We start from the raw sequence: 13,250 nt of genomic DNA on the forward strand, positions 1-13,250 counted from the left end.
CGTGCCATAGCCTGGCGGGCGTGCGAGTAGTGGTTGCGAATCGTGGTGAGGTCGCGGTCCGGGTGGTGCGGACGGCGCGGGAGCTCGGGTACGAGACGGCGGTGCTCCACACCGCGGAGGATTACGGGAGTTTGGCGGTGCGGCTCGCGGATGCGGCGTACGTGCTGCCGGGGGATGGGGCCGCCGGATATCTGGACGTGGCGGCGGTGGCCATCGCCGCGGGCGCCTGCGGGCCGGGCGCATTGGTGCATCCCGGCTATGGGTTCCTCAGTGAGAGCGCGGAATTCGCGGCTGCTTGCGCGGACGCCGGGCTGACCTTCGTCGGGCCGTCGCCGGAGGTGCTGCGGATCTTCGGGGACAAGGTCGCGGCGCGGGAGGCCGCCGAGCGGGCGGGGGCGACGGTGTTGCCCGCGACCAAGGCGGGGGTATCGGCCGATGAGATCGCGGCATTCCTCGCCGACCATCCGACCGGCGTCATGGTGAAGGCGGCGGCCGGGGGCGGTGGCCGCGGCATGCGGACCGTGTTCGAGGCGGCGCAGGTGGCGGAGGTCGTGGAGCGCTGCCGGGCCGAGGCGCTGGCCGGGTTCGGGGATGACACCGTCTATGCCGAGACGTTGGTGACACGGGCGCGGCACATCGAGGTGCAGGTGGTGGCCGACGGTGTGAGCGCGGTGGCCCTGGGTGATCGCGACTGCAGTGTGCAGCGGCGGCGGCAGAAGCTCATCGAGGTCGCGCCCGCTCCGGATTTGGCCGCGGGCGTGCGGGATCGGGTGCAGCGGGAGGCGGTGCTGATCGCCGAGGCCGTCGGCTGCCGGGGTGTGATCACCGTGGAATTCCTGGTCGACGGCACGGATGTGTGGTTCCTGGAAGTGAATCCGCGACTGCAGGTGGAGCACACGGTGACCGAGGCGGTGACCGGAGTGGATCTGGTCGCGCTGCAGTTGGCCCTGGCGCGGGGCAAGTCGCTGGCGGAGCTGGAGTTGCCGAAGAGCGAGCCGCGCGGTTACGCCGTGCAGGCGCGGGTGAATGCCGAACTGCTGGCGGCCGATGGCTCGGTGCTGCCGAGCACGGGAGTGATCGATCGATTCGACGCGCCGACCGGAATGGGTGTGCGGGTCGATACGGCCGCGCAGGTGGGCATGCGGCAAGGAGTGCGGTTCGATTCACTGCTGGCGAAGATCATCGCGCACGCACCGTCGTATCCTGCTGCGCTGCAACGGTGTTCGGACGCGCTGGCCGAGACCGTCATCGGCGGTGTCGACACCAACCTGCACCTGCTGCGCGCCGTGCTGGCCGAATTGAGCGACGGCGCACCCGTGACCACCGATTGGTTCGAAGACCATCTGAACGAATTGCGTTCGCGAGCCGAGGGTTTCGAGGATCCGGCCCCGCCTCAGCCGGTCGAGCATGCCACCGCCCCGGCAGTCGAGCTGTCGGAAGACGAACAGGCTCTGCGCTCCCCCATGGGCGCGACGGTCGTCTCCCTGGCCGAGCCCGGCAGCATTCTCGCCGCCGGTGCCGAGGTCGCGGTGCTGGAGGCCATGAAGATGCAGCACGTGCTGCGCGCGACGGAACCGCTGCGGGTACTGCGGCACGCGGTCGCGCCCGGCGACGTGGTCGATCCGCACGCGGTGCTGGTCACCTGGGCGGCCGCGGATCACGACGGCGCGGCGGCGGAATCGACCGTGGTGGACCTGGATTCGGTGCGCGCCGACCTCGCCGAGGTGCGGACGCGGCACGAGACCACACTGGACGCCCAGCGCGCGACGGCCGTCGCCAAGCGGCATCGGCTGGGGCGGCGCACGGCCCGCGAGAACATCACCGACCTCGTCGATCCGGACAGCTTCGTGGAGTACGGCGCGCTGGCGGTCGCCGCGCAACGCAGCCGCCGCAGCCTCGAGGACCTGATCGCCAACACTCCCGCCGACGGCCTGATCGCGGGCGTCGCGACCATCAATGCCGATCGATTCGGACCGGACCGCACCCGCGCGCTGGTCATGTCCTACGACTATATGGTGCTGGCCGGGACCCAGGGCATGCGCAATCACGCCAAGACCGACCGCATGCTGGAACTGGCTCGCGAGCAACGGCTTCCGGTGGTGTTCTTCACCGAGGGCGGCGGGGGACGACCCGGCGACACCGATCACGGCGGCATCTCCGGGCTCGACGTCACCACCTTCCGCGCCATGGGCGCGCTGTCGGGGAAGGTGCCGCTGATCGGCATCGTCTCGGGCCGATGCTTCGCCGGAAACGCGGCGCTGCTGGGCATGTGCGATGTCGTGATCGCGACCCCGGACGCCAATATCGGCATGGGTGGACCGGCCATGATCGAGGGCGGCGGACTGGGCGTGTACGCGCCGGAGGACATCGGGCCCGTCGAGGTGCAGCGGCGCAATGGCGTGATCCACGTGGTCGCCGCCGACGAGGCCGAGGCGGTCGCGGTCGCCCGCCGGTACCTGTCGTATTTCCAAGGCGCGGAGACGGATTGGGAGGCCCCGGACCCGCGGCTGGCCCGGCACGTGGTGCCCGAGAACCGGCTGCACGCCTTCGACATTCGCGCCGCCATCGAATCGATCGTCGATGTGGGCTCGTTCCTGGAACTGCGCCGCGACTGGGGCGTCGGCATCGTCACCGGCCTGGTCCGCGTCGAGGGCCGCCCCTTCGGCCTGATCGCCAATGACTGCCACCACCTCGGCGGCGCGATCGACGCACCGGCCGCCGACAAGCTCTCGGCCTTCCTCCAACTGTGCGGCGCACACGGCCTGCCCATCGTCTCCCTCTGCGACACACCGGGATTCATGGTCGGCCCCGAAGCCGAGGAGCACGCCACCGTCACCAAGTTCAGCCGCCTGTTCATCGACGCCGCCGCCCTCGAGGTCCCCTTCGGCACCGTCATCCTCCGCAAGGGCTACGGCCTGGGCGCACAGGCCATGGCGGCGGGCTCCTTCCGCGCACCCCGCTTCGTGATCGCCTGGCCCACAGGTGAAATCGGCGGCATGGGCTTGGAAGGCGCGGTACGACTCGGCTTCGCCAAGGAACTCGCCGCCATTGAGGACCCAACCCAGCGCCAAGCCGCCTTCGACGCCCTGGTCAAGGCCGCCTACGACGCGGGCAAAGCCCTCACGGCCGCAACGGTTCTCGAACTCGACGACGTCATCGACCCCGCCGACACCCGCAAATGGATCCGAACTCTGCGTTGAGAACTGCCGCCCGTCATCCCGGACTGAGAACAGCTACTCGTCATCCCGGCATGCTTTTGGCCGGGATCCACACCCGCAGCTGTGGATTCCGGCCAAAAGCGCGCCGGAATGACGGGCGCCACACCTGACGCCTAACGCGACGGCCCGCGCATGCGCCGGTAGCACGCGTAGGCCAGGGTCAGCGCCGCGACGCCGCCCAGCGAACGACCGGCGCTCACATACCGGCGGCGACGCGATCCTCGCGCGCGGACCTGCAACCGTTCCTCGGTGAGGTCGGCGTAGCGGCTCGGCAGGAAGGTGTCGAAGTATTCGGAGACGAAGTTGTCCGTGCGCCGCACCGGTAATCCCATGTCCCGCATGAGCTCATCGATGTGATGGGACAGGTACGGGCCGAGGTAGTAGCCCTCCGGCCGCGCGGGCATTACCTCGCCCAGCCACTTGCCGACCCGCGTGATCTCGGCATGCATGTCGTCGACCTTCGGCAGCGTCAGCTCGCCGAGGAAGTGCTGGGACAGCCAGTGCGCCGAGATCTCCGCGCTCAGTTGGCAGGCGTCGGAGGAGCCGTAGCCGACGAAGCCGAGTCGTGGCAGGGTCGGCGGCAGGATATGCCGGTAGAGCTGGAAGCGGCCTTCGACCCGGACCGTCTTCTCCAGTTCGGGCGCAAGGAATTCCAGCTCCTGCCGCCAGCCCGTGGCGAAGATGACGACGTCGGCGTCGAGCCGCTTGCCGCCCGTCAGTTCGACCGTGGTCCCGCCGGGGAACGCCGCGATACTGTCCCGCCGCATGGTGATTCGCCCGCGCCGGGCCATCCGAAAGAATTCGTCGCTGACACCGAGGTTCTCGATGCCGGACGGCAGCGGCGCGTCGGGCCGCATGGCCTTCGGTGAGCGCAGCTGGAATCGCATGTAGGCCGACACCGCCCGCCAATACCGGTCGGTCATCTTCTTGCCCGGCCCGTGCAGGAACCGTTCGATCCGGCTCTGCCGGTGATAGCGAAAGAACGATTCGCTGAAGCGGTTCAGGATGATCCGGTCCGAGGGCGTCCCGCCCGGCAGGAACCGCGGCAGCATGGGATGCGGCTTGCGGAACACCAGCGTGCATTCCCGCGCGTGCTCTCCCGCGAACGCCGCGCAGTCGAGCGCCGACTTCCCGGCCCCGACCACGATCACCCGGCGGCCCTCGACCAGCGACGGGTCGATGGCCTGGCTCGAATGCAGCAGCACTCCCCCGAACTCGCCGCCGCCCTCGATATCCGGGATCTGCGGGGTGGAGAACACGCCGGCGCAGACCACCACGAAATCGAAGCGCAGATCCTCGACGCCGTCCGGGCCGACGACCTTCAGCTCGAACCCGTCGGCCACTTCGGACACCCGGATCACCTCGGTGGACAGGCGCAGGTAGGCCGTCAGCCCGAAGCGCTCCACGTACGAGGCGAGGTACTCGCGCACCTGCGCGGCACTGGGGAACACATCGGCCGACTCCGGATACGGATGATCGGAGTACGCGTAGGTGTCCCGGGAGTTGTTGGTGCGCAACCCCGGATAGGTGCGCGCCTCGATCCAGACGCCGCCGACCGCGTCCTCCTTGTCGAAGACGACGACCTCGAATCCGTCGTCCCGCATGACCTTCGCGGTCACCAACCCCGCGATACCCGCGCCGATGATTCCGACGCGCTTTCCCACCGCACTCGTCACGTCCGTTTTTCCCCTCTGGACCTGCACGTTTCGGGCCACACGCTACGGCAGCGCGGGGCCCGACGTACACGGCTCAGAGCGACTCGCCAAATGGCGATCAGTATGGGCGTGTCGTGATTTCTCGCCGAAATCGCTTAAACGGGACGAACTTACGACTGCTCGACCAGGCTCACAACCGGCTCCGCCTGGACCGGCAGCTCCGGGATGCGGGTGGCGCGGGCGTACACGGTCTCGCCCTCGGCCAGGTGCAGCGCCTCGGCGTCACCGCGCGTCACCTGCGCGGTGAACAGGTCACCGGTGGCCGCGTTGCGCAGTTCCACGCGAACCTCGAAGCCCAGGTGCACAACCCGCTCCACCGTCGCCCGGGTGACGCCCGCGGACTGCGCGGTCCCCTCGTGCGCGGCGAGCGCCATGCTCGGATCCCGCCCGACGCGAATGTCGTGCGGCCGCACCAGATGCCCGTTCAGCTTGGCCACCGCGCCCAGGAACGACATGACGAATTCATTGGCGGGCTTGTCGTACACGTCCTCCGGGCTGCCCACCTGCTCGATGCGCCCCTTGTTCATGACCGCGATCCGGTCGGCCACGTCGAGGGCCTCCTCCTGGTCGTGGGTGACCAGGACGGTGGTGACGTGCACCTCCTCGTGCAGCCGGCGCAGCCAGGTGCGCAGGTCCGCACGGACTTTGGCGTCCAGCGCGCCGAACGGCTCGTCCAGCAGCAGCACCTGCGGATCCACCGCTAGCGCGCGGGCCAGGGCCATGCGCTGACGCTGGCCGCCGGAAAGCTGTGCGGGATACCGGTGCTGGAAGCCGTCCAGGCCGACGATCTCGAGCAGGTCGTCGACCTTCTTCTTGATCTCGCCCTTGGGCCGCTTGCGGATCTTGAGCCCGAAGGCCACATTGTCGCGCACGGTCATGTGCTTGAACGCGGCGTAGTGCTGGAACACGAAGCCGATATCGCGCTTCTGCGGCGGCACATTGGTGACGTCGCGTCCGGCGATGGTGACGAGCCCGTTGTCCAGGTTCTCCAGGCCCGCGATCGAGCGCAGCAGCGTCGACTTGCCCGATCCGGACGGTCCCAGCAGCGCGGTCAGCTCGCCCGAGGGGATGTCGATGCTGACATTGTCGAGGGCGGCGAAGGTGCCGTAGCGCTTGTTCGCATTGGTCACGGTGATCATTTGGCAGTGCCCCGCTTGCGTTCGAGGAGGGTCATGAGCAGAAGAACAACGAGGGCGATGCCCATGAGCAGGGTCGCCGCGCAGTACGCGCCGAAGGTGTTGTGGTCGTTCACGTATCGGCCGTTCACCAGCAGCGTCAGCGTCTGGGACTTGCCGGGCAGGCCGGTGGACACCATGATCACCGCGCCGAACTCACCGAGCGCGCGGGCCACGGTCAGCACGATGCCGTAGGTCAGACCCCAGCGGATGGCCGGGAGCGTGATGCGCCAGAACGTCTGCCAGCCCGAGGCGCCCAGGGTGGCCGCGGCCTGCTCCTGATCGTCGCCGATCTCGTGCAGCACCGGCTCCACCTCGCGCACCACGAACGGCAGCGTCACGAAGATGGTCGCGATGACCATGCCCGGCAGATTGAAGATGATCTTCAGCCCGTGACTCTCCAGCCCGCCGAACCAGCCGTTGGCGCCCCACAGCAGAATCAGCGAAACACCAACCACCACAGGCGAAGTCGCCATAGGCAGATCCACCACGGCCTGCAGCAGGTTGCGGCCGGGGAACCGCCCGCGCACCAGCGCCAGCGCGATGATCACACCGAAGATCACGTTCACCGGCACCGTGATGGCCACGATCGTCAGGGTCAGGTTGAACGCGGACACCGCCGCGGGGGTCGAGATCGAGTCGATGAACGCGCCGATCCCGTTTTCGAAGGTGCGCCACAGGATGATGCCCAGCGGCACCACCAGCAGCACGAACAGATACGCCAGCGCGACCGTGCGCAGCGAAATCCTCGCCCAGGAACTGAGTTTCATCAGACGGCCTCCCGTTCCTTGCGCGCCAGACGGTCGGCCGTGACGCGCAGTACGAACAGGGTGACCAGCGAGATCGCCAGCAGCGCCACCGAGACCGCGGCGGCGTTCACCGGGCGGTCCACCTCGATCTGCTGCTGGATGTACTGCGAGGCCATCTGCGTCTTCTTCGGGATGCCGCCGCCGATCAGCACCACCGACCCGTATTCACCGATGGCGCGGGCGAAGGCCAGGCCCGAACCGCTCACGATGGCCGGGGCCAGCGTCGGCAGCACGATGGTCCGGAAGGTGGTCCAGTTGTCCGCGCCCAGCGACGCGGCCGCCTGCTCCACATCCCGGTCGGCCTCGATGAGCACCGGCTGCACCGAGCGCACCACGAACGGCAGCGTCACGAACGCCAGCGCCACCACCAGACCGGGCTGGGTGGCATTGAGGTGGATGTCGAACGGCGACTGCGGCCCGTACAGGGCGAGCAGCACGATGCTGGCCACGATGGTGGGCAGCGCGAAGGGCAGGTCGATGAGGCCGTTCACGAAGCCCTTGCCCGGGAACTCGTCCCGCACCAGCACCCAGGCGATGAGCGTGCCCATCACCACATTGATCAGCGTCACGACGACCGACACCAGGACGGTCACCTTCAGGGCGTCCAGCGCGGCGGGCGCGGTGACCGCGTCCCAGAAGCCGGACCAGCCGTCGTCGAAGGACTTGACGGTCAGCGCGGCCAGCGGCAGCAGCACGATGATGCTGAGCCACAGCACGGAGGTGCCGATGCCGAGCGGACCCACCGATCCGCTCACCTTCAGCCAGGACCGGAACCCGCCCCGACGCGCGGGCCGGGGCGGGTTGTCGTCTACCGAAACGCCGGGGTCGCGCACGACCCCGGCGTTCGAACTGCTGTCACTCACGGTTTCGAGTATCGCTTGTGTCGCAGGTCACTCGACTACTTGGTGGCCTTGTCGTAGATCTGGGCGACGGAACCGGTGTTCGGGGTGAACAGCTCCTTGTCGACGGCCTTCCAGCCACCCAGGTCCGCGATGGTGTACAGCTTCTGCGGGGTCGGGAAGCTCTTGGCGTTGTCGGCGGCCACCTTCGGGTCGACCGGACGGAAGCCGGCCTCGGCGAACGCCTTCTGCGCGTCGGCGGTGTACAGGAAGTCGCGGAACGCGGTGGCCTGCTTGAGGTTCTTGGCGTTCTTCAGCACCGCGACCGGGTTGTCGATGCGGAAGGTGGTGTCGGGCACGACGTGCTCGATCGGATCGCCCTTGGACTCGGAGAAGATGGCCTCGTTCTCGTAGCTGAGCAGCACGTCACCGGTGCCCTGCAGGAAGGTGTCGGTGGCCTCGCGACCCGACTTGGGCTGCACGTGCACGTGACCGATCAGCTGGCTCAGGTAGTCCAGACCGGCCTGCGGGTTCTTGCCGCCCTCGCTCTTGGCGGCGTAGGGGGCCAACAGGTTCCACTTGGCCGAGCCCGAGCTGAACGGGTTGGGGGTGACCACCTCGATGCCCGGCTTGAGCAGGTCGTCCCAGTTCTTGATGCCCTTCGGGTTGCCCTTGCGGACCGCGATGACCACCACCGAGCCGAACGGGACACCCTTGTTGGCGTCGGCGTTCCAGCTCGCGTCCACCTGGCCGGAGTCCACCAGGCGGGTGATGTCGGGCTCGACGGAGAAGCTCACGAAGTCGGCCTCCGCGCCGTCCTTGACCTTGCGGGACTGGTCGCCGGAGGCGCCGTAGGAGGCCTGGAACTGCACGCCCTTACCGGCATCGGTCTTGTTGAAGACCGGGGTCACCTTGTCGTAGGCGGCCTTGGCCACCGAGTAGGCGTACAGGTTGACGGTGCCGCCGCCGCTCGCGGCCGGGCCGGCGTCCTTGGTGTCGCTCGCGCCGCCGCTGCACGCGGTGAGCACGGTGGCCGCGACCGCGGTGAGTGCGACGGCGAAGGTAGATCGGCGGGAGAGACGGATATTGCGGGACATCGGCGTGGACCTTTCGAGCGAACCGCCGGGGGACTCTGTTGCCGGCGGAGAATGACGTACTGCCGTAGACCCGTCGCGAACACAGTCGTGACGGTGGCGCTCGGCCCGAAGGCCGCCGGGGACGGACACGAACTGCGAAAAGAATGCGCGCCAAGTCTACTCAGACGTGCAGCAGTGCCCTATCGGCCGTCAGCGACAGTGAATGTCGGCAACCGCGAGGCAGCCCACAGCGATCAACGCCAATTCATGGCGGACCCGGGGCAGAACACTCGACGACACGCGGCGACTTTAGCAGAGCTCCACGTCAGGCCGCTAATCCCCGGCGGGGTTTGGAATCGGCTCGAGCGCAACCCTGGCCGGAATCTCGGGCGCAACTCCGGCGAGAATTCGGCAGACTGGTCCGTGCGGCCACCGCCGCGCCTGCCTGCCGAACCACACGGGGGAAAAATTCCATGACCACACCCGCTCGACTCCGCCGGGAGTTTCCCGGTATTTCCACCCGCGCCTGGGAGCATCCCGCCGACCGCACCGCACTGGTCGGGCTGCGGCAGCTCAGCGGCTTCGACACCCTGCTGCGCACGCTCTCGGGGCTGTTGCAGGAACGCCAGCACCGGCTCATGTACCTGGCGACCGCGGTGCGGGTGGACGAGCGGCAGTTCAAGAACATTCACCAGCTGCGCGCGGACGCGGTGCGAATCCTGGACGCGGATCGCACGCCGGAGATGTTCGTGCTGCAGCAGCCCGAGGCCAATGCCTTCACCATCGGCATGGACCGGCCCTTCATCGTGCTCACCACCGGGCTGCTGGATCTGCTCGACCATGAGGAGCTGCGGTTCGTGGTCGGTCACGAGCTCGGGCACGCGCTCTCCGGGCACGCGGTCTACCGGACCATGCTCATGCATCTCATGCGGATCGCCGACAGCATCGGCTGGATGCCGGTGGGCGGCTGGGCCGTTCGCGCCATCATCGCGGCGCTGATGGAGTGGAGTCGCAAGTCCGAACTCTCCGGCGACCGGGCCGGACTGCTGGTCGGACAGGACGTCGAGGCGTCGGTGCGGGTCCACATGAAACTCGCGGGCGGGTCCCGGGTCGACCAGATGAGCCACGCGTCGTTCCTGGAACAGGCCGACGCCTACGACCGCGCGGGCGACCTGCGCGACGGCGTGCTCAAACTGCTGAACCTGGAATTGCAGACCCACCCGTTCTCGGTGCTGCGGGCGGCGGAACTGCGGCGCTGGATCGCCAGCGGCGACTACGACCGCATGCTCGACGGCCAGTACCCGCGCCGCGATCAGGACAAGAACGCCCGCATTTCCGAGGAGATCAAGCACGCGGCGCGGTCGTACAAGCAGAACTTCGAACAGTCCGAAGACCCCCTGATCCGCACCGTGCGCAACCTGGGCCGAGACTTCGGCGAAACGGTCGGCACGGTGGGCCAGGAAGTCAGCGAAACACTCTCGAAGCTGGGCAAACGAATTCGCGGATCCGACGACTGAGGAGGCGGGGTAATGGGGTCCGGGGGCTTAGCCCCCGTATCCCCTTCTCTGTAACCCGAAGGGTTACTCGTCCGCCTCCACAACGGGCGGGGTCTCGAAGATGTCGAGGAGCCACTCTTCGGTGGCGCTCTCGGCGTCTTCCTCGTCCGGGCGAATTCGGTTGCTCAATTTGACGCCCAGACCCAGCAGCTGGGCGGCCTTCACCATCTCGATGGCCTCGTCGGGCCCGCAGTAGTGGGTGGCGATCAGACGGGGCTCGTCGTCGAAGTCCTCGTCGGACAACAGCGTCTCCACTTCCAGACCTTCATCGGTTGTTGACATGGGTCTGCACAGTACGCGGAGAATTCGCCGCAGCGGTACCGAAAGCCGCTCAGCGAGTGAACAACCAGGCGACGACTACGAGAACAAGAAGTGCGATCAGGGCAAGCTGGACACGGGAGCGGGGCATCTCAGGCGGCTTCCTTCCGCATGGGTCGCGGCGACGTGGCGGGGATCGCGGCCTCGCGGGCGGCGACGCGGTCGCGGCCGGCGACCCGCAGCACCGTCCGCAGCACCCGGTCGAGCACATAGGCGATGGCCAGGCAGACCGGGATCATCGCGGCCAGCACCACCGCGAACTGGGGCACGAAGGGCAGACCCGCCACCCACAGTTCGACGCCGTCCCACCATCCTGCGATCGCATGCACGCCCCCAGCCTATGCCGACGTAGCGGTGGTGGACGATTCGGGCTATCCGGGCCGATCATGTGTGAATGGAGTCGTACGACGAACCGGAATCCTCGGACCGGCCGCTAGGCAGTGAGCTCGGCGTCACGCCCGCCGCCGATTTCAATGATCCTTCCCAGGTGGACGCCCCGCGCGACCCGCTGTTGCCCTCGGACCCCTCGATGGCCGACAACTTCCTGCCCTCCGCGACGGGTGGCATGCATCACTCGGTGTTTCCCCCCATCGACGACTACGCCTTCCTGTCCGACTGCGAGACCAACTGCCTCATCGCCCGCAACGGCTCGGTGGAGTGGATGTGCGTCCCGCGCCCGGACTCCGCCAGCATCTTCGGGGCCATGCTGGACCGCAGCGCCGGGCACTTCCGCATCGGCCCCTACGGCCGCAATGTGCCCGCCGCGCGCCGGTATCTGCCCGGCGGGCTGATCGTGGAGACCACCTGGCAGACCGAGACCGGGTGGCTCATCGTGCGCGACGCCCTGGTGCTGGGGCCGTGGCACAACAACCGATCCCGCAGCCGCACCCACAAGCGCACCCCGATGGACTGGGACGCCGAGCACATCCTGCTGCGCACGGTGAAGTGCGTGAACGGTGTGGTCGAGCTGGAGATGAGCTGCGAGCCCGCCTTCGACTACCACCGCGGCCCGGCCAGCTGGACCTACAGCGGCGATGTGTACGAACAGGCCAGTGCCACTTGCGATATCGAGGGCTGCCCGCCGCTGACCCTCACCACCAATCTGCGACTGGGCCTGGAGGGCCGGGAGGCGCGCGCCCGCACCCGCATGAAGGAGGGCGACGAGGTCTTCGTCGCGCTGTCCTGGTCGGATCTGCCGCCGCCGCGCACCTTCGACGAGGCGGCGGAGAAGATGTGGCAGACCACCGAGTGCTGGCGGCAGTGGGTCACGCTGGGGCGCTTCCCGGATCATCCGTGGCGCGGGTATCTGCAGCGCAGCGCCTTGACGTTGAAGGGCCTCACCTACGCGCCCACCGGCGCGCTGCTGGCCGCGGCCACCACCTCACTGCCGGAAACCCCCGGCGGCGAACGCAACTGGGACTACCGCTACACCTGGGTGCGCGACTCCAGCTTCGCGCTGTGGGGCCTCTATACCCTCGGGCTGGACCGTGAGGCCGACGACTTCTTCGCCTTCCTGCACGATGTCGCCACCGATGACAACGGGACTCCCGTTTCGCTGCAGGTCCTCTACGGCATCGGCGGCGAACGTGAGATCACCGAATCCGAGCTCACTCACCTCTACGGCTACGACGGCGCGCAGCCGGTGCGCATCGGCAACGGCGCTTACAACCAGGAGCAGCACGACATCTGGGGCACCATCCTGGATTCGGTTTACCTGCACGTGAAGTCGCGTCAGCAGGTGCCGGAGACGTTGTGGCCCATGCTGGAACGGCAGGTGGAGGCGGCGATCGAGAACTGGCGCAACCCGGATCGCGGCATCTGGGAGGTGCGCGGCGAGCCGCAGCACTTCACCTCGTCCAAGGTCATGTGCTGGGTGGCGCTGGATCGCGGCGCGAAATTGGCCGAGCTGCACGGGGAACTCGACTACGCCAAGAAGTGGCACGACATCGCCGACGAGATCCGCGCCGACATCCTGGACAACGGTGTCAACTCCGAGGGCGTGTTCACGCAGAGCTACGGCAGCGACACCCTGGATGCCTCACTGTTGCTGGTGGTGCTGACCCGCTTCCTGCCGCCCACCGATCACCGGGTGCGGGCCACGGTTCTGGCCATCGCCGACGACCTCACCGAGAACGGCCTGGTCCTGCGCTACCGCACCGACACCACCGACGACGGCCTGATGGGCGAGGAGGGCTCGTTCACCATCTGCTCGTTCTGGCTGGTGTCGGCACTGGTGGAAATCGGTGAGCTGCAACGCGCCCGGCAGCTGTGCGAGCGGCTGCTCGGATATGCCAGCCCGCTCAAGCTGTACGCGGAGGAGATCGACTCGCGGACCGGACGGCACCTGGGCAACTTCCCGCAGGCGTTCACCCACCTGGCGTTGATCAATGCCGTCATGCACGTGATCAGGGCCGAGGAATCGCGCAATACCGGCACCTTCCATCCGGCCCACCCGGGACGCTGACCCCGTCATCCCGCACACCAACCCCGTCATCCCGGCATGCTTTTGGCCGGGATCCACAGCAACAGCGTGGATTCCGGCCA

General features: G+C 68.0%; 11 protein-coding genes. 3 read left to right on the forward strand and 8 right to left on the reverse strand.

Annotated features, from left to right (window positions below; translation table 11 throughout):
* The first annotated feature begins 20 nt into the window (after positions 1 to 20).
* The gene (locus ON43_RS25360) at positions 21 to 3,200 is read left to right on the forward strand and encodes an acetyl-CoA carboxylase family protein (RefSeq protein WP_040811377.1); all 3,180 of its coding nucleotides are present in this window, start codon (positions 21 to 23) and stop codon (positions 3,198 to 3,200) included.
* 131 nt (positions 3,201 to 3,331) lie between these two features.
* On the opposite strand, the gene ON43_RS25365 is transcribed toward ON43_RS25360, so the two are convergent.
* From ON43_RS25365 to ON43_RS47205, 6 genes are all read right to left on the reverse strand, one after another.
* The gene (locus ON43_RS25365; RefSeq protein WP_157514182.1) at positions 3,332 to 4,894 is read right to left on the reverse strand and encodes a flavin-containing monooxygenase; all 1,563 of its coding nucleotides are present in this window, start codon (positions 4,892 to 4,894) and stop codon (positions 3,332 to 3,334) included.
* Positions 4,895 to 5,043: 149 nt separating this feature from the next.
* Positions 5,044 to 6,072, reverse strand: a complete 1,029-nt coding sequence (locus tag ON43_RS25370; protein ID WP_040811379.1) for a sulfate/molybdate ABC transporter ATP-binding protein — start codon at positions 6,070 to 6,072, stop codon at positions 5,044 to 5,046.
* Positions 6,069 to 6,878 carry a sulfate ABC transporter permease subunit CysW gene (cysW, locus tag ON43_RS25375; protein WP_040811381.1) on the reverse strand — a complete coding sequence of 270 codons (810 nt, stop codon included), beginning with the start codon at positions 6,876 to 6,878 and terminating at the stop codon, positions 6,069 to 6,071. The genes ON43_RS25370 and cysW overlap by 4 nt, the downstream gene beginning before the upstream one ends.
* Positions 6,878 to 7,678 carry a sulfate ABC transporter permease subunit CysT gene (gene cysT, locus ON43_RS25380; protein ID WP_245568739.1) on the reverse strand — a complete coding sequence of 267 codons (801 nt, stop codon included), beginning with the start codon at positions 7,676 to 7,678 and terminating at the stop codon, positions 6,878 to 6,880. The genes cysW and cysT overlap by 1 nt, the downstream gene beginning before the upstream one ends.
* 137 nt (positions 7,679 to 7,815) lie before the next feature.
* Entirely contained in the window at positions 7,816 to 8,853 is a 1,038-nt protein-coding gene (locus ON43_RS25385) for a sulfate ABC transporter substrate-binding protein (protein ID WP_040811384.1), read from the reverse strand.
* Positions 8,854 to 9,042: 189 nt separating this feature from the next.
* Positions 9,043 to 9,132: an Ms4533A family Cys-rich leader peptide gene (locus ON43_RS47205; protein ID WP_310736047.1), complete on the reverse strand. Its 90-nt coding sequence runs from the start codon at positions 9,130 to 9,132 to the stop codon at positions 9,043 to 9,045.
* Between the two features lie 173 nt (positions 9,133 to 9,305).
* On the opposite strand from ON43_RS47205, the gene ON43_RS25390 reads away from it, so the two are divergent.
* Entirely contained in the window at positions 9,306 to 10,349 is a 1,044-nt protein-coding gene (locus tag ON43_RS25390) for a M48 family metallopeptidase (protein ID WP_040811386.1), read from the forward strand.
* A gap of 63 nt (positions 10,350 to 10,412) precedes the next feature.
* Here the strand turns inward: ON43_RS25390 and ON43_RS25395 are convergent, their stop codons facing one another.
* Entirely contained in the window at positions 10,413 to 10,670 is a 258-nt protein-coding gene (locus ON43_RS25395) for a hypothetical protein (protein ID WP_157514183.1), read from the reverse strand.
* 128 nt (positions 10,671 to 10,798) lie between these two features.
* The gene (locus tag ON43_RS25400; protein ID WP_063712619.1) at positions 10,799 to 11,035 is read right to left on the reverse strand and encodes a hypothetical protein; all 237 of its coding nucleotides are present in this window, start codon (positions 11,033 to 11,035) and stop codon (positions 10,799 to 10,801) included.
* Between the two features lie 200 nt (positions 11,036 to 11,235).
* Here ON43_RS25400 and ON43_RS25405 point away from each other — a divergent pair, with 200 nt between their 5' ends.
* Positions 11,236 to 13,170: a glycoside hydrolase family 15 protein gene (locus tag ON43_RS25405; protein WP_040811441.1), complete on the forward strand. Its 1,935-nt coding sequence runs from the start codon at positions 11,236 to 11,238 to the stop codon at positions 13,168 to 13,170.
* Positions 13,171 to 13,250: the final 80 nt, after the last annotated feature.

Origin of the sequence: Nocardia concava NBRC 100430, assembly GCF_000308815.1 — a bacterium.
GTDB lineage: Bacteria > Actinomycetota > Actinomycetes > Mycobacteriales > Mycobacteriaceae > Nocardia > Nocardia concava.

Excerpts from the sequence above, each read along its gene's own strand:
- ON43_RS25370 (WP_040811379.1), bottom strand. The coding sequence starts at position 6,072 with ATGATCACCGTGACCAATGCGAACAAGCGCTACGGCACCTTCGCCGCC.
- ON43_RS25395 (WP_157514183.1), bottom strand. The coding sequence starts at position 10,670 with ATGTCAACAACCGATGAAGGTCTGGAAGTGGAGACGCTGTTGTCCGAC.
- ON43_RS25390 (WP_040811386.1), top strand. The coding sequence starts at position 9,306 with ATGACCACACCCGCTCGACTCCGCCGGGAGTTTCCCGGTATTTCCACC.
- ON43_RS25405 (WP_040811441.1), top strand. The coding sequence starts at position 11,236 with ATGGCCGACAACTTCCTGCCCTCCGCGACGGGTGGCATGCATCACTCG.
- ON43_RS25385 (WP_040811384.1), bottom strand. The coding sequence starts at position 8,853 with ATGTCCCGCAATATCCGTCTCTCCCGCCGATCTACCTTCGCCGTCGCA.
- cysW (WP_040811381.1), bottom strand. The coding sequence starts at position 6,878 with ATGAAACTCAGTTCCTGGGCGAGGATTTCGCTGCGCACGGTCGCGCTG.